General features: G+C 71.6%; 16 protein-coding genes. 9 read left to right on the top strand and 7 right to left on the bottom strand.

Going from position 1 to position 15,339, the window contains the following annotated elements; all coding sequences use genetic code 11:
• The 6 genes from AB0C15_RS20835 to AB0C15_RS20810 form a co-directional block, all read right to left on the bottom strand.
• Positions 1 to 1,179: a M23 family metallopeptidase gene (locus AB0C15_RS20835; protein WP_357354285.1), complete on the bottom strand. Its 1,179-nt coding sequence runs from the start codon at positions 1,177 to 1,179 to the stop codon at positions 1 to 3.
• Positions 1,176 to 1,733, bottom strand: a complete 558-nt coding sequence (locus AB0C15_RS20830) for a hypothetical protein (protein WP_357354283.1) — start codon at positions 1,731 to 1,733, stop codon at positions 1,176 to 1,178. Before AB0C15_RS20830 ends, AB0C15_RS20835 begins: the two co-directional genes overlap by 4 nt.
• Positions 1,730 to 3,682, bottom strand: coding sequence for an MFS transporter (locus tag AB0C15_RS20825; RefSeq protein WP_357354282.1), 1,953 nt, complete (start codon positions 3,680 to 3,682; stop codon positions 1,730 to 1,732). Before AB0C15_RS20825 ends, AB0C15_RS20830 begins: the two co-directional genes overlap by 4 nt.
• Position 3,683: 1 nt before the next feature.
• A complete protein-coding gene (locus tag AB0C15_RS20820) occupies positions 3,684 to 7,106 on the bottom strand; it encodes an ATP-binding protein (RefSeq protein ID WP_357354280.1) in 3,423 nt (1,140 codons plus the stop codon).
• A gap of 70 nt (positions 7,107 to 7,176) precedes the next feature.
• The gene (locus AB0C15_RS20815; RefSeq protein ID WP_053654782.1) at positions 7,177 to 7,539 is read right to left on the bottom strand and encodes a hypothetical protein; all 363 of its coding nucleotides are present in this window, start codon (positions 7,537 to 7,539) and stop codon (positions 7,177 to 7,179) included.
• Between the two features lie 13 nt (positions 7,540 to 7,552).
• Positions 7,553 to 7,867, bottom strand: coding sequence for a hypothetical protein (locus tag AB0C15_RS20810; protein ID WP_053654780.1), 315 nt, complete (start codon positions 7,865 to 7,867; stop codon positions 7,553 to 7,555).
• 356 nt (positions 7,868 to 8,223) lie between these two features.
• On the opposite strand from AB0C15_RS20810, the gene folP reads away from it, so the two are divergent.
• The 7 genes from folP (at position 8,224) to AB0C15_RS20775 (ending at position 12,814) form a co-directional block, all read left to right on the top strand.
• Positions 8,224 to 9,117 carry a dihydropteroate synthase gene (gene folP / locus AB0C15_RS20805; protein ID WP_357354278.1) on the top strand — a complete coding sequence of 298 codons (894 nt, stop codon included), beginning with the start codon at positions 8,224 to 8,226 and terminating at the stop codon, positions 9,115 to 9,117.
• The gene (gene folB / locus AB0C15_RS20800; protein ID WP_357354276.1) at positions 9,114 to 9,482 is read left to right on the top strand and encodes a dihydroneopterin aldolase; all 369 of its coding nucleotides are present in this window, start codon (positions 9,114 to 9,116) and stop codon (positions 9,480 to 9,482) included. Before folP ends, folB begins: the two co-directional genes overlap by 4 nt.
• Positions 9,479 to 10,006 (top strand): 2-amino-4-hydroxy-6-hydroxymethyldihydropteridine diphosphokinase, encoded by a 528-nt coding sequence (folK, locus tag AB0C15_RS20795; protein WP_357354274.1) that lies wholly within the window; start codon positions 9,479 to 9,481, stop codon positions 10,004 to 10,006. Before folB ends, folK begins: the two co-directional genes overlap by 4 nt.
• A 19-nt stretch (positions 10,007 to 10,025) precedes the next feature.
• Positions 10,026 to 10,562, top strand: a complete 537-nt coding sequence (locus AB0C15_RS20790; protein WP_357354272.1) for a DUF3180 domain-containing protein — start codon at positions 10,026 to 10,028, stop codon at positions 10,560 to 10,562.
• Positions 10,563 to 10,665: 103 nt separating this feature from the next.
• A complete protein-coding gene (locus AB0C15_RS20785) occupies positions 10,666 to 11,895 on the top strand; it encodes an ABC transporter permease (RefSeq protein WP_357354480.1) in 1,230 nt (409 codons plus the stop codon).
• A 53-nt stretch (positions 11,896 to 11,948) separates the two neighbouring features.
• On the top strand, positions 11,949 to 12,257 hold the full coding sequence (locus AB0C15_RS20780; protein WP_357354270.1) for a hypothetical protein: 309 nt from the start codon (positions 11,949 to 11,951) through the stop codon (positions 12,255 to 12,257).
• 125 nt (positions 12,258 to 12,382) lie between these two features.
• Positions 12,383 to 12,814: a hypothetical protein gene (locus tag AB0C15_RS20775; RefSeq protein WP_357354268.1), complete on the top strand. Its 432-nt coding sequence runs from the start codon at positions 12,383 to 12,385 to the stop codon at positions 12,812 to 12,814.
• A gap of 56 nt (positions 12,815 to 12,870) precedes the next feature.
• Here the strand turns inward: AB0C15_RS20775 and AB0C15_RS20770 are convergent, their stop codons facing one another.
• Positions 12,871 to 13,848 carry an ABC transporter ATP-binding protein gene (locus AB0C15_RS20770; RefSeq protein ID WP_357354266.1) on the bottom strand — a complete coding sequence of 326 codons (978 nt, stop codon included), beginning with the start codon at positions 13,846 to 13,848 and terminating at the stop codon, positions 12,871 to 12,873.
• Between the two features lie 29 nt (positions 13,849 to 13,877).
• On the opposite strand from AB0C15_RS20770, the gene AB0C15_RS20765 reads away from it, so the two are divergent.
• A complete protein-coding gene (locus AB0C15_RS20765) occupies positions 13,878 to 14,564 on the top strand; it encodes an ABC transporter permease (RefSeq protein WP_357354264.1) in 687 nt (228 codons plus the stop codon).
• Positions 14,561 to 15,301, top strand: a complete 741-nt coding sequence (locus AB0C15_RS20760) for an ABC transporter permease (protein ID WP_357354262.1) — start codon at positions 14,561 to 14,563, stop codon at positions 15,299 to 15,301. Before AB0C15_RS20765 ends, AB0C15_RS20760 begins: the two co-directional genes overlap by 4 nt.
• Positions 15,302 to 15,339: the final 38 nt, after the last annotated feature.

The raw sequence follows: 15,339 nt of genomic DNA, 5'->3' as shown, positions 1-15,339 counted from the left end.
TTACTCGGCGGCGCGCAGCGGGGCACCCCGCTCGCGCATGAAGGGGGCCGGGTTCACAGCGCCGGAGGCGTTGCGGTTGTTGCGCAGGTGCACCTCGAAGTGCAGGTGCGGGCCGGACGAGTTGCCACTGCTGCCGACCTTTCCGATTACCTGCCCGGCTGTCACGGTCTGATTTTTTTTGACAAAGGGCTGCACCACCATGTGGCAGTACCGGGTGATGTAGCCCCCGGCGTGCAGCAGGTCGACGAACCAACCGCAGCCCCCCTTACCGGGGAACCCGTCCACGTTGCAGTCCTGTCGGCCGCGGTGGTCCTCGTCGCAGGTCGAGACCAGCACCCGACCGGTGGCTGCCGCGCGGATCTCGGTGCCCTTGGCCGCGCCGATGTCGACCCCGTTGTGGCTGGGCCGGCTCGCGGTGCGGAAACCGGAGCCGACCCCGCCGGGGATCGGCGCGGTCCAACCGGAGGCGGCGATCTTTCCGCGCTCGGCTGCGTTGCACACCGCCTTGCCGTTGATCTCGACGGTGCGGGCCGCCCCACCGGCCAGCGCGTCCACGAGCCGGCTGGCCACCTCTTCGTGTTTGGCGTACGCGTCCGGGTATGCGCTGACCTGCACCCGCTGCGCGACCACGGTGAGCGGCCGGCCCTCCCAGTTCTCCACCTTGACGAGCTTCTCGTAGAACTCGCGGGCCGCGTACGCGGGGGTCAACCGCTCGGCGACGGTGCCCCACCCCGGCCGCTGCTGGAACAGGCCCAGCGAGTCGTGGTCCGCGCCAACGCCCTCGTGCGGTAGGGCCAGGGACGCGGATACCCCGCTGTTCGCCAGGTTGCGCAGGGCGGACTCCTGCATAGCGGTGGCGAGTGCGACCACCCAGCCTCGGGACGGTACGCCCATGTCCTGACCGACCTTGATGATGATCGCGGCATTGCGGACCTGGGTGTCGCCGTACTCGGTGAACCGCGGCAGCTTGCCCGCGATGTTCACCGCTCGGACCGGTCCGCACTCCATGCTTGCCATGGCGTCGCCGTTCTCGGCGTCGTCGCCGCCAAGCCCGGTGAGGAAGAACGCCGCAGTCCCGCCGGTACAGCAGAGCAGGAGCAGCACCCCGGTGAGCACCGAGGCGATCACGCCGAGCCGGAGAGGCCGACGGCGGGTTCGGGCGCTACCAACGTCGTTCATGGCCGCTCCCAGTCCAGAACGTCTACCAGCCAACCTTCGTCGGAGGTGACCAGCTCCAGCCGGAGCCCACCCGTATCGAGGGGAAGGAGCAACTCGACGAACGTTTCGGTCCGCTCTCGCATGGCTGCCGGACCGGTGACCTTCTCGGCGGGCACGCTCGCGGGCTCGGCACCGCTCAACTTCTCTCTGAGCGCTGGCGTGATGAGTGGCCGTAGGCCAGCCTGCCACTCTTCAGTGGTCATCCCCGGGCGGCCCAGCCAGGCCTTCGCGAAGCGGTCGGCGGTCTGTTCTGGCGTTCGGGCGCCGGGCGACGTCACGGGGGACGGCGGGGCCGCGCTGTTGAGTAGACCGTCGTCGCCAGCTGTCGGGTCCACGGTGATGATCGGTCCATCTGGACGGTTGCTCAGCCCGTCGGCGGAGTCGACCGGGCTGGAAACCAGCCGGGCGGCCCCGAGCACGCCGACGACCACCACCCCGATCGCCAGTGCAATGCCCAGCCGGGACCGCAGCGCTCGGGTGAAGAGGAACTCCAACGCCCGTCGCATGACCGTCACCTCGCCTCTGAGCGCACCCGGGGTCCGGTGCGATCCGGTGCTCGCTCGGTGGATCCCGGCCGGTAGACCACGAACGACGGGTTCTCAGCCGGTACATCCGGCTCGGTCCAGGTCGCCGGCTGTCGACGTCGGGGCTGTGGAGCGACCCGGCGGCTGCGACCCTTGCTCTCCTCTGTCGACGCCTCGTCGGGCCGCTCTCGGCCGTCGGGGCGCACCGCCTCTCGCCGGCTCTCGGCAGCGGCGGTCGGCACCGGAACCGGATCCTCACGCCGCGCCTCCGGACGTAGCCGGGTCTGCTCGGCGTCGGGGGACCGGCGACGTCCGCCCAGCGGCTCTGCAGTGCCGCCCGGCTCGGCCACGTCCAGCCGGGCGGCGGTCCGCATGTCGCGGAAGAACCGGCGGTGCCATGACCCCGCCGAACTGACCGCTTCGCTGCTGTCCTTTCCGCCGAGTTGGGTGATCCGCCGGTACGGCCGCAGCAGCAGCCACCCGACCACTCCGCAGAGCCAGACCAACACGACCTGAAGCCAACCCGGCATGGTGGGTGTGCTCATGATCAGGTCGACGGCGAACAGATAGATCGCGGCCCCGGTGCCGAAGATGGCGATGTTGAACAGCGCGGCGACCACGGCATTGGCCAAGCGGCGCAGCCCGGCGCTGGCCGGACGAAGGAGGCCGATCGTGCCGAGAATCGGGGCAGCGATAACCGCCCACCGGAAGATCAGGAAACCGAGCAGCACGAGTACCGACGCGGTCAGGTCGAACATCGCGAAGAGCACAGCGGCGAGTACGGCGATGAACCCGGAGCCAATCCGATCCATGTCGCGGGAACCCGTCAGGAACTCGTACGCCTCCGGGTCCTCAGTCTCGATCTGCTCCGCGATCGTCATCCACTGCCGCTGCTTTGCCTTGATCACTACATCACGGGTGGCGGGATTGGAGCGGACTGATTCCGCCTCACCCCAGCTCAGCGACTTGGCGTCGTAGAGCGCCCGCCCGTATTTTTTGGCGGTCTCGCTGTCGGCTGAGCCAAGCACGCCACGCAGCCAGTTGCGGTAGAGCATTGATTCAGTAGCGGTATCGCTGGCCCGCACGGCCGGCGGGCGCTTGTCGACGCAGGCGTCCGGATTCGGAAGAACACACTTATCCGTTGGGATGTCTTTTGACGCCGGACCTAGAGCGTCATGCACGACACCGAGTGAGGTGATCAGGGTGCCGTCGGCGATGTTCGCCGACTTGACTGGCCAGGCCGCCAACGCGGTGACTGCCACCATCACCAACAACGCCCACCCTGCCGTCGTCATCGCATTGCTCATGTCCGACTGACGGGACCGCCAGAGCAGATAGAGGCCCACCACACAGAGCGTCACGATTCCGAAGACACTGAATACCTTCTGGTAGACGGCCTTGGTGGCCTTCTCCACCAGCGGGTCGGCCCAATTCCACATCGAGCGGGGGTCCCACGCTCGCTCCCGCAATGCGTTCGAGGCGCCTACCACCGCTGTGGCGATCATGAGCTCACCGTTGGCAACGGTGGTGGTGAATTTGTAGTCGGGGTGGAGGATGGCAGAGGCGCAACCGCCGTCCACCCGGTACGTGTTAAAGCTGTAACCGCCGTAGCCATAGTCGCTGTAGATGCCCTTTGGCCCAGGCAACTTGGACGAGTCCGGACGGGATGCGAACCAGCCTGCGAGGCCAGAATCCGGGGCGGACGGTACGGGGGGCTTCCGGCACTCGATTTCTCCCTCGCCGACCTGCTTCAGCTTCGCTAGGCAGGCGCGGAAGTCGGCTTGCCATTCGGCGGTCGTGCAGAGGTCGGCGCGGGCCTGGGCGGCGGGCGGTGCGGCGGCTGCGGCCTCCGCGCCGATCAGCGGCCAGGTGAGGGTGGCCCCGGCCAGTACGCCAAGGGCGAGCAGGAACGAGACGGTCCTTGCCCAGGCCCTAGCCATGTCACGCCTCCAGATCCGGGAGGGGGATGCTCGGCAGGACTCCGGCAGCCGCGGCGATCGCGGCGGGCGTCGTGTCGAGGTGGTCCAGCAGCCCTTCGACGTACGAGACGTCGACTCGGACCTTCTGCACCCGGCCGTCGACGTCGCGCATGACGAACTCGCGGAAGCCGAGGCGGGAGGCTGAGTTGGTGTCGGCGGCGGAGAGCGAGGCGAGCGTGGCCTCGTATCCGTCGTTGACCGGCACCCGCAGTAGCCGGAGGGCTTCGGAGGCGATCTCGGCGTCTTCGGCGATGCGGCCGACGAAGACGGTGGAGACGAGGTTCTGTACGTCGAGGCCGAGGATGTCGCGGGGGTTCTGGGAGGCGACGAGCGCGGCGAGGTTCCACTTGCGGGAGTCGCGGGCGAGTCGTACCAGGAAGGAGCGCCCGGAGCGCCAGCCTTCCATGAAGTGCGCCTCGTCGAGACCGACGAGCTTGCGGGACGACATCGATCCGCCGTAGCAGCGTCGGACGGCGAGCCGGTGCGCGGTGTGCAGCATCGGCAGGGCCAGCGCCTCCTCGGCGGACCAGTACTCGCGTTCGATCTTGAGGTCGGGCAACCGTAGGCCGGCCATGGTGATCACGGTGAGTGCCGCGTCGGCACCGAGCAGCCCCTCCGGCGGTCGGCCGAAGAAGAGCATGGCCAGCGGCATCTCGGCGGTGTCCAGCAGCAGGTTGGCCAGTTCCTTGCCGGCGTCGTCGTCGAGTCGCCCGAGGCAGCTCACCACGTCGTCGAGGGTGGAGGTCTCCTCGGCGGGAACCTGGCGCACGGCGTGCCGGAAGAGGGTGGCGGTGGACGCCTCCCTGGCCACCTGCGGTGGAACGAGCATCATGCAGATGTCCTGGACCAGCATCCGCCGCTCGGCTCGGGCGTTGGAGACCGCGATCTCGAACTCCCGGTCACCGGCGGCCCCGCTGCCGAACTCGGAGCGCAGCGGCGTGGGGATGAGCGAGTAGGGTGCCAGGGTGCCGTGCTCCGAGCCGGTCAGGTTCAACACCCGGGAGTACGGCCGAAGCTCGGGCATCGCGCAGAGGCGGGCCAGTGGGCCGGACGGGTCGAGCAGGGTCACCTGGACACCTCGGCGGGCGGCCAGGTAGCCCAGGGCGCCGAGCAGGGTCGACTTGCCACCACCCGGTTCGGCGACGAAGACCGCGAGCCCGGAGCGTTCCCGGACCTCCATGGGGAAGTGCAGGTCGAGGAAGACCGGGCGGCGGCAGGTGCCGGCGGTCCGGCCGATCAGGTCGCCCCGCCGGTCGCCCACGTTCGATGCGGCCTGGGGCAGCGCGGCGGCGAGCAACGGCACCGGCATGCGCCGGACGTAGCCGGTGTTGGCGATCGGCTCGCCGGGAATGAACTCGCGGGCCAGCCAGTCCTGGTTCTTCGGGTGCTGTAGCGAGATGCGCAGCTCCCGGGAGTAGAGCTGGATGAGCCGGCGGGCCCGCTCCAGGCACTCTTCCCTGGTCCGGCCGCCGACGGCGATCCGGTGCCAGCCGTGCGCACGGGCCGAGTCGACCGGCAGACCGGTGGTCATCTCGTCACCGATCACCAGCGCGCGCTTGGCCAGTCGTTCCAGCTCAGGAGGCGCGTCTATGCCGTGCTCGGCGTAGTCGAGCTGCTGCGACCGGATCATCCGCAGCCGGTGTTCGAGATTGCGGAAGGAGTCGTTCGAGCCGAGGATGTCGACGCGGGTGGAGATCTCCATCGGCCAGGGCAACCGCTCGTGGAAGTGCAGCCAGGGCTCGTGTCGCTCCGGGATCTCCAGCGGCTCCATCCGGCCGACGGCGAGCACGGCGACGTGCCGCTCCTCACCGGTCATCCGGTTGACCAGCTTGACCGTCGAGCCGTACGGGGTGCGGTAGCGTTCGACCTGCTCGGTCATGGCGAGCAGGTCGCCGCGCTCCCAGCGCCCGTCGGTGACGGGGGAGAGGGTGCTCGGGGGCGACATGCACAGCGCCACCGAGCGGTAGAGCAGCCACTCCAGCTCCTGGGCGGTGACCCGCCGCCCGCGCATGCCGAACGCGCCGAGCACCTCGTCGAACTGCTCGACGGTGCGGCCCAGCTTGCGGCGTTCGCCGTCGGCGGTGCCCCGGCCGAAGGTGCGCAGCAGCCGCTCGGTTAGCGAGTCGCCGAGGGAACGGCGGGCGAAGGTGACACCCAGGTAGGTCTGACCTTCGGCGTGGTTGACCGCCATCAGGTGCCGTTGGGCGGCGACCAGGTGGTCGGCCCAGCCGGTGGTGCCGGGCACGTCGGGAAGCGGCGCGGAGGTGTGGGTGTCGATGGTGCGTGCCCACTCGTCGGCGGGGAACGGCCGGGTGGTGCGGCGCAGGTGCAGTCGGAAGCCGGCCAGGCCGGCGTACTGCTCGGAGATCGCCGACAGCAGCGCCTCGCGTTCGGCGTCCGGCCGGAACGCCCAGCGGACCTCGGGCAGCCAATACCAGGCCGTGACGGTGTTCGGTGTAAAGGTCAGGTGGCCGGCGATCTCGGTGATGGCCAGCTCGACCGACGGGTCTCGATCTCCGAACTTGATCTTCGGGGCCCGGACCCGGGTCGGCTTGATCGGCCGGTCCGGTCGACTCGCCGTGCGCTGTCGGGGTGCGGCGACCTCCTTGCCGGTGCTCCGGGGTCGCTCCGGGTCGGTGGCGCGTCGCGCCGTGCGCTCGAGGGCTGGCCGATCCGCCGATGCGATCATGGCCGGTTGCTCCGGCAGGGCCGTGGCCCGGCTGGCGGCGGCCGTCGGCTGGGGCTGCGCCTGCACCGCCGGTCGGGCCGCCGGCGTGGCTGAGGCGCGGCCACCCGGCGCGGTGCTGGCGGGTCGGCGGGCGGGTGCGGCGGTCGCGGACGGACTGGCGACGGACGGATCGGGCTCATCGGACGGACGCAGCAGGGGCCGTCGATCGCCGGCCTGGTGCGGCACCCGGGAGTCGCCGGCCGGGTGGCCGCCGCCGTGTCGTGGCTCGACGGCTCGGCCGCTGCCGCCTGACTCGTCGGAGGGCGTCCACGGGGGTTCCACCTCGGGGGCCGGCCGGGCCGGAGCGGCGGCTGGCGGCTGATGCGGTATGGCCGGCTGCTCGCGGGTGCTCGGGCCGGCGGTGACGGCTCGGGCGGTGCCGGGGCGACCACCGCCGCCGAAGAGGTCCAGGAAGGGGGAGTCGATGTCGGCGTTCTCGCCGGCCGACACGGCGGTGGGCTCGGCCGGTGGCGTCCGACGGGAGACCGGTCGGGGCGCCTGGAACACACCGACGGCGCCGTGCCCGGGCGACGTCACCAGGGCGGGGTCGAGGGCGACCTCGTCCTCGCCCTCGGTGTAGTCGAACGAGTGCGCTCGGTGACCGGCCGGCGCACCCGGGCGGCCGACCGGGGAGCCCGGCGTGGAGGAGCGGCTCATGCGAGCGCCTCGACGACCGTCGGTTGAACCGTGCCCGCGCCCCGCGACGAACCGATCGACGTACGTCCGGTCATGCCAGCTCCTCCCGAATCCTGATCCGGCTGCCGACCAGGCGCGGATCGCGCTGCTCGACGGCCGGCTCCCGGGTGCGTCGCCAGTCGGTCAGCGCGGTGCGGATGACCACCCGCGCCGGCCGATCGGGGTCGACGTGCCGGAAGATGAACGACGTGGTCACGATGGCGAGCGCGATCTCCCAGGCTGGGAAGAGCTCGACCGTCAACGTGAACAGCCAGTGGATGAACATGTAGAGGGGGACCAGCAGCATGAAGAGCCCGTACTGGGCGTAGGGCAGGTGGACCGGAAGGGTGTAGCCGGGCGGCCCGAGGTAGACCAGGCGGGCCCGGTAGATGTCGTCGTCGGTGCGCAGCCGCATCTGGTGAACGCGCCTATTCGAAGATCAGGTCGATCAGGTAATCGCCGACGAAGAAGAGTGTTGCCGCCCCGGCGATGAAGGCGAGACCGACGATGGCGATCGCGGAGCTGGTCAGCACCTTGGAGATCTCGCCTCGGCTGGCACGGCCGATGAAGATGACGCCGAGGACGGCGAGCAGGATCGGCGCGATCTTGCTGGCGAAGAAGGTGACCACACCGTTGGTGTCGATCCCCTTCGGTGCCGGCTCAGCGAGCGGAGCCGACGCCAGGGTGGAGAGCGCGTGGGCGACGCCGGACGACGCCGTCTCCATGAGCTCGAAGGCGATCACTGGAACCTCCCCATAACGCGGCCGGCGATGCCGCGGCGGTGCAATAGGCGAACCTGGCGGGAAAAGTGCTCCACAGGGCACAGCGTTCTTGACCCTGTGTTCGTTACTCACCACAGAGCGTGGCGAGGTTTGGGCGGTTTTCCCCCGCTTCGGCCCTCCCTCCATGCTTCGCCATCTCGATGCTGGCCAATTCCAAAGCGTACGGGCCGCCCCGGATTGCGACAAGCTGTGAAGGGCCTGCCCGATGCTGCCCGAATGACCGATCGTACACCTGTTCTAATCGCCACGTCAGGGATGGTGGCGCGGAGCCGACCCGGGCCGGCCGGTAGCGCCGCCGCGCCCGGTACCGTCTAGCCGTGACCGATCTGGTGCGGGCCTCGGGCCCGGTGGTGATGGGCGTCCTCAACGTCACACCGGACTCCTTCTCCGACGGCGGACGGTACGCCGACCTGGACGCTGCCGTCGGACACGGCGTCCGTCTGCGTGACGCCGGTGCGCAGCTTGTCGACATCGGCGGCGAGTCGACCCGTCCGGGCGCCGAGCGGATCGACGCCGCGACCGAGGCCGAGCGGGTGTTGCCGGTCATCCGTGAGCTGACCGCGGCCGGCGTGGCGGTGAGCGTCGACACCAGCCGCGCGCGGGTCGCGGATGCGGCCCTGGCCGCCGGTGCTGCGGTGGTCAACGACGTCTCCGGTGGCCTGGCCGACCCGGACATGGCCCGCGTGGTCCGTGACGCGCACTGCCCCTGGGTGCTGATGCACTGGCGGGGGCACTCCCGAGCGATGCGCGAGCTGGCCACCTACACCGACGTGGTGGTCGACGTCCGGACCGAACTGGCCCAACGGATCGACGCGGCGCTCGCCGCCGGGGTGGCCGCCGACCGCCTCATCATCGACCCCGGGCTCGGTTTCGCCAAGACGGCCGCGCACAACTGGGAACTCAGCGCCCGCCTGCCGGAGCTGCTGGATCTCGGCTACCCGCTGCTCTTCGGCGCCAGCCGTAAGTCGTACCTCGGCGGGTTGCTCGCCGGCCCGGACGGCACGCCGCGACCGACCGCCGAGCGGGAAGCGGCCACCGTGGCCACGAGCGTGCTCGCAGTCGCCGCCGGCGCCTGGGGCGTACGCGTGCACGACGTGCGGGCCACCGCCGACGCGCTCGCCGTGTGGGCCGCGACCGGCAGCCCCCGCCTGGCAGCGACGCACGACAGGCGGCGAGCGCACCACGATCACGAACATGGGGTACGAGGATGACGAGGGACCGGATCGAGCTGACCGGGCTGCGGGCGCACGGCCGGCACGGGGTGTACGACTTCGAACGCGCACAGGGGCAGGACTTCGTCGTCGACGCCGTCCTCGAACTTGACCTCGGCCCGGCCGCCGCCACCGACGACGTCACCGCCACCGTGCACTACGGCGAGCTGGCCGAGAGTCTGGTGGCGGTGGTGACCGGCGAGCCGGTCAACCTGATCGAGACCCTCGCCGACCGGCTCCTCGCGGTCTGCCTCTCCGACGAGCGGGTCGACACCGCGACGATCACCGTGCACAAGCCGGAGGCGCCGGTGCCGCACACCTTCACCGACGTGGCCGTCACCATGACCCGGACGCGTGCCAGGTGACCCGGGCCCTCCTCTCGCTCGGCAGCAACCTGGGCGACCGCCTGGAGCACCTGCGGACGGCCGTCGCCACGCTCGGCGACGCGGTACTCGTGCTCTCCGGGGTGTACGAGACTCCACCGTGGGGCGACACCGAGCAGCCCGCGTACCTCAACGCGGTGGTGCTCGCCCAGGACGAGAGCGCGACCCCGCGCGACTGGCTGGAACGGGCCCGCGACGCGGAGCACGCGGCCGGCCGGGTCCGCGACCCGCGGCGGCGGTTCGGGCCGCGCACCCTCGACGTGGACGTGATCATGGTCTGGGGTGACGACGACGAGCCGGTGCTCAGCGACGAGGAGGAGTTGACCCTGCCGCACCCCCGGGCGCACCTGCGCGCCTTCGTGCTGCGTCCGTGGATCGACATCCAGCCGTACGGTCGACTGCCCGGTCACGGCTGGCTGACCGACCTGCTGACCGCCGGCCCTGCGGCGGACGACGCGTTGCAACTGCTTCCCCGGCCGGAGTTGGCGTTAGAGTCGACGGCATGACCGAGCGGAACCGGCCGGCATGACGCAGGCGAAACCCCCACCCCGCGGGTCGGGCCCGGATCGGTCCCGGATGGGCCCCACCCGCATCTCGACCCTGGTCGTGGCCGGCCTGGCTGCGGCGGCGGTTGCCTGGCTGTTGATCAGCAGCCTCTACTACAGCGGCATTCCCCGGCTGCCCTGGCTGCCGGTGGTCACGCTGGCCGGGCTCGCCGTGCTGGAGGCGTACGCCGCGATCAACACTCGAGGTCGGATCGAGCGCAAGCCGGGCCGGGACCCGGTCAATCCGCTGATGGTTGCCCGCTTCGTGGTGCTGGCCAAGGCGTCGGCACTTGCCGCGTCGATCTTCGCGGGCTTCTACGCGGGGCTCACCGGCTGGCTCTTCGTGGAGACCACCCGCGCCGCGCTCGACGACCGACCGGCCGCCGGTGGGGGCCTGCTCGCCTCGCTGGCCCTGGTCGGCGCGGCCCTCTGGCTCGAACGTTCCTGCCGCGTGCCGGAACGTCCGGACGACGAACGCGAGCAGGACCCACGGGAGAGTCGCCCCGGCCAGCGCTGAGCAGGGGGTTACGCCCGGCTCCGGGCGCGGGTACGGTGCCTGCGATCGGAGAGCAAGGGCCGCCCAGGGTCCGTCCGCGCGCCGGACTGGGGACGGCCGGCCACTGGGAGGCGGCGTCATGGGGTACGAAGAAGCGGGCCGGGACCGGTCGCCCGAACCCTCGTCGGGGGTGCCGGCCGCCGTACTGGAGAACGTCTTCGACGACCCCACCCATGGTGAGCCCGGCCGGGACCGGATCGGCGTACACCTGGGGTGGGAGCTGCTGCTGCTGGCCGGGTTGGCGGCCGTGAGCTGGTTGCTCTGGCAGGAGGACCCGGCCGCCGTGCGCGACGGCAACCTGCGCACGCTGCTGATCGACGCGGTCGGGCTGGGGCTGCTCGCCCTGGCCGCCGGTCTGAGCCTGCGTACGGCCGCACCGAACCTGGCCATCGGCCCGGTCGCGGTGGCGGCGGCCCTGCACTACGCCGAGCAGGGTGATCGGGGCCTGCCGGCGTCGATCGGCCCGGCCGTGGCGGTCGCCGCGCTGGGTGGGCTCGTGCTGGCGCTCGCCGTGGTGGTGCTGCACGTGCCGGGCTGGGCCGCCAGCCTGGCCGGCGCCGCCGCGGTCGTGGTGTACATCGAACGCCGGTCGGCGCCGGTGCTGGTGCAGGGCGACTACGACCCGTCCAGCAGCGCCGGCTACCTCTTCGCCGGCTTCGCCGCGGTGGCCGTCCTCGGCGGCCTGTTCGGCGCGATCCGGGCGGTCCGTCGACTCGTCGGCAGGTACCGGCCGATCGCCGATCCGGCCCGTCGGCGGGGCGCGGTTGCCGCTGTGGTGACGGCCGTCGCGCTCGTCGTCTCCACGGTGCTGGCCGCCCTCGCCGGTGTCCTGCTCGCCGCCAACGACCCCGGGCCGGTGGCACCCACCACGGGGCTGGACTGGACGGTGCTGGCGATCGGCGTGGCGCTGCTCGCCGGCACCAGCGCGTACGGCCGCCGGGGCGGTGTGTTCGGCATGGTGCTGGCCGTCGGCCTGGTCACCGTCTTCCAGGTGTACGCGCCCGAGCGCGGGTGGACGCTGAGCAACTGGGTGGTCGGCGGGGCCGCGCTCGGCGTCGGGCTGCTGGCGACCCGGCTGGTCGAGACGCTCGGGCGGCCCCGACCGGGCAGCCCCGAGCGGCTCGAACCGGTAAGCGACGGCACGATCAGCTCGGGCTGGACCATGCCGCATCCACAGCCGGTCGACAACTGGCCTCCGACCGTGCCGACCCAGGCCGCGCCGCAACCCGTCGACCCGTGGCGGGACCCCCGGTGGGAGGACGGCCCGCGGCGGTGGGACACCGACGAGCGGTGAGCCGCGTCGCGTCCGCCGAGCCGGAGCTGATCTCGACCGTTAGGCTCGGCGACATGACCGACACACCTGCCGCCACCCCCGGCGGAACCTCGTTCCAGGAGCTCGACGCGCTGTCCACCGAGGAGCTGCGGGAGCGGGCGTTCGCCCTGGCCCGGGAGCGTCGGGACGTGGGGTTCTACTGGTCGGTGCTGCGGCACCTGCCGAACGCGGACGAGGCCACCGTGCTCGACGGCGCGCCGAACTCGATCGGCCCGACGATCGACGAGGCAAACGCGCTGTGGCGGGAGCTGACCGGCCACGGCTACGAGGAGTCGGCGCCGCTGCTGCGGGCCGCCTTCATCGACTACCTGATGAAGCACTGAGCCGCTCGGGCCAGCCCAGGTCGGCCCGAGCCACCGGTTCGGGGCCTGGGCGGATCACGTCGTTCCTGCACCGCTCCGGCCCGGTCAGCCGCTACGGCACGGCCGCCGGCACCGGCGCGCTCGCCGTGTTGCTGCTTGTCGGGATCTGCGGCAGTCCGGCGTACACCGGCTGGGCCGCCACCCTGACCGACCCGGAGTCGGCCGGCGCCTTCTACGCGCGCCTACTGGCGTGGCCGGCCTGGCGGCTCGACGCGGACGGGCAGGCCGGCGGGTTGTTCGCCGCCGACCTGCGGGCCGTGCTGCTGGTGGTCCTCGCGGTGACCCTGCTCTACCTGTTGCCCGCCGCCCAGGTCGCCCGGGTGCCCGGCCCGGTCAGCCAGTTCTTCTCGGGCTGGGCCGCCTACGTGCTTGCCGGCGGCCTCGCCGCCGTGCTGGCGGCGCTGCTCGGCCCGGCACCGTCACTGCTGGGCGCCCTCCAGGACGCCAGCGCCGGTGCCGGTTACGGCTTCCTCACCGGTTGGATCATCGGCATCGCCAGCCTCGGCGGTCGGGCCTGACCCGACCGAGGCAGTCGCGCCTGACCCGAGAAGGTCGCGCCTGACCCGGGGTGGGGTCAGCTCGTCGGGCGGCCCAGGTCGAGGAGACGTTGACGGCTGAGCGCGCCCACCGGCCGGCCGGCATCGGTGACGAGGAGCCGGTCCCGGCCCGAGGTGAGCAGGGCCGCCAACGCGTCGTACGCGGTGCCGTCCACCGCGACCGTGGGCAGGTCCGCTGCGGCGTCGTCGGGCACCGGCTCCAGCGCCTCCCGGTCCAGTGGGGTGACCGCCAGCCGGCGGATGCCCCGGTCCGCGCCGACGAACTCGCGTACGAACGGGGTGTCGGGTGCGCCGAGCAGCGCGGCCGGTGTGTCGTACTGCTCCAGGTGCCCACCCTCGGAGAGCACCGCGATCCGGTCGCCGAGTCGGACCGCCTCGTCGAGGTCGTGGGTGACCAGCACGATCGTCTTGCGCACCTCGGCCTGGAGGCGCAGGAACTCCTCCTGGAGGCGGGCCCGGACGATCGGGTCGACAGCCGAGAACGGTTCGTCCATCAGCAGCACCACCGGGTCGGCGGCGAGCGCGCGGGCCACCCCGACCCGCTGCCGCTGGCCACCCGACAGCTCGTGCGGGTAGCGACCGCCGAACTCGGCCGGGTCCAGCCCGACCAGATCGAGCAGCTCGTCGACCCGGGCGCGGGTCTGGCCCTTGGGCCAGCGGAGCAGGCCCGGCACGGTGGCCACGTTCGCCCGTACCGTCTGGTGTGGAAAGAGACCGACGTTCTGGATGACGTACCCGATGCGACGGCGCAGCCGCACCGGGTCGACGTCGGTGACGTCCTCGTCGCCGAGTGTGATGCGACCGGCGGTCGGTTCGATCAGGCGGTTGATCATCCGCAGCACCGTCGACTTGCCGCAGCCGGACGGGCCGATCAGCACCACCAGCTCGCCGGCCCGGACGTCCAGGCTGAGGTCCCGGACGGCCTCGGTGCCGTTCGGGTAGCGCTTCTGGATGCCGGTCAGGGAGATCGACGCCGCGCGAGGGGATTGGGTCACGTCGGCAGCCTCCGGGGTAACGTCCACGTATGTCCTTCCGCCTGAGCTACCGGGCCGACCCGGGTAACCCCTGGTTCTCCTGGCAGTACGTGCGGGACAACTCTGACACGATCCTCGCCGCCGTGCGCGAACACGCCTCCCTCACCGGGCGAGCGGTGTTGATCGCGGTGCTGATCGCCCTGCCGTTGTCCGTGCTGGCGTACTGGGTCCGTCCACTCGCCGGTCCGATTCTCGCCGTCAGCGGGGTGGTCTACACCATCCCGTCGTTGGCGCTCTTCGCGTTCATCGCCCCCTACCTGGGCACTGGAACGACCACCGTGCTTGTCGGGCTGGTCCTCTACGCGCTGCTGCTGATCGTGCGCAACGTGGTGGCCGGCCTCAACCAGGTGCCCCCGGAGGTCCGCGAGGCCGCCGAGGGCATGGGTTACGGCCGGTGGCGGCGGCTGTTCCGGATCGACCTGCCGCTGGCGTTGCCGGGCATCGTGACCGGCGTACGGCTGGCGACCGTCTCGACGGTGGCGCTGGTCACGGTCGGGGTGCTGGTCGGGCACGGCGGCCTCGGGCAGTTGATCTTCGCGGGCTTCCAGAACAACCTCTACAAGGCCGAGATCATGACCGCCGCCCTGCTCTGCGTGGCGCTCGCGGTCGTGCTCGACCTGCTGCTCATCCTGGTCGCCCGACTGGTGACCCCCTGGTCCACCCGGAGGGCACGGTGACCGTCGCGGCGAACCCGATCGGGCAGGCGATCACCTGGATCAACGACCCACTGAACTGGACCAACCCGGGCGGCATGCTGGACCGGCTCGGTGAGCACCTGACGATCTCGGCCCTCGCGGTGGCGCTCGGCTGCCTGGTGGCCTGGCCGCTCGGGCTCTGGCTGGGGCACCTCGGCCGAGGCGGCGGCCTCGTGGTGCTGATCTCAAACGCCACGCTTGCCATCCCCACCCTGGCGTTGCTGACCATCCTGCCGGTGGTCTTCGCCAGCGGCTTCGGTAAGACGCCGGTCGTGGTGGCACTCGCCGTCTTCGCGGTGCCGCCGCTGCTTGCCAACGCGTACACCGGGGTGCGGCAGGTGGACCCGGAGGCCCGCGACGCGGCCCGGGGGATGGGTCTGTCCGGTGGGCAGTTGCTGCGCCGGGTGGAGTTGCCGCTCGCGGTGCCCTATCTGGCGGCCGGCTTCCGCACCGCGGCGGTGCAGGTGATCGCGACCGCGGCGCTGGCGTCCTTCGTCAACGGCGGCGGCCTCGGCCAGATCATCCGGACCGGCTTCGGCATCGGTATCGCGGCCGGCGGGGGGCAGATCGTCGCCGGCGGGGTGCTGGTGGCCGGGCTGGCGCTGCTGGCCGAGGTGGTCCTCGGCGGTGTCGAACGGCTGGTCACCCCCAAGCCCCTGCGGCGTGGGCGGCAACGCTCCGGGCGGCCCCGCGCCGCAGATGCCACCGGGAGCGCCTGACCCGTCCGGGTGAGCCCACGTCGAGCCGCCGACCCCCG

It is taken from the genome of Micromonospora sp. NPDC048835 (assembly GCF_040649995.1).
GTDB lineage: Bacteria > Actinomycetota > Actinomycetes > Mycobacteriales > Micromonosporaceae > Micromonospora.
The sequence above is the reverse complement of the archived record's forward strand: the minus strand, read 5'-3'. Positions and strand labels throughout refer to the sequence as shown.

Excerpts from the sequence above, each read along its gene's own strand:
- folB (WP_357354276.1), top strand. The coding sequence starts at position 9,114 with ATGACGAGGGACCGGATCGAGCTGACCGGGCTGCGGGCGCACGGCCGG.
- AB0C15_RS20780 (WP_357354270.1), top strand. The coding sequence starts at position 11,949 with ATGACCGACACACCTGCCGCCACCCCCGGCGGAACCTCGTTCCAGGAG.
- AB0C15_RS20815 (WP_053654782.1), bottom strand. The coding sequence starts at position 7,539 with ATGCGGCTGCGCACCGACGACGACATCTACCGGGCCCGCCTGGTCTAC.
- AB0C15_RS20765 (WP_357354264.1), top strand. The coding sequence starts at position 13,878 with ATGTCCTTCCGCCTGAGCTACCGGGCCGACCCGGGTAACCCCTGGTTC.
- AB0C15_RS20820 (WP_357354280.1), bottom strand. The coding sequence starts at position 7,106 with ATGAGCCGCTCCTCCACGCCGGGCTCCCCGGTCGGCCGCCCGGGTGCG.
- AB0C15_RS20825 (WP_357354282.1), bottom strand. The coding sequence starts at position 3,682 with ATGGCTAGGGCCTGGGCAAGGACCGTCTCGTTCCTGCTCGCCCTTGGC.
- AB0C15_RS20835 (WP_357354285.1), bottom strand. The coding sequence starts at position 1,179 with ATGAACGACGTTGGTAGCGCCCGAACCCGCCGTCGGCCTCTCCGGCTC.
- AB0C15_RS20790 (WP_357354272.1), top strand. The coding sequence starts at position 10,026 with ATGACGCAGGCGAAACCCCCACCCCGCGGGTCGGGCCCGGATCGGTCC.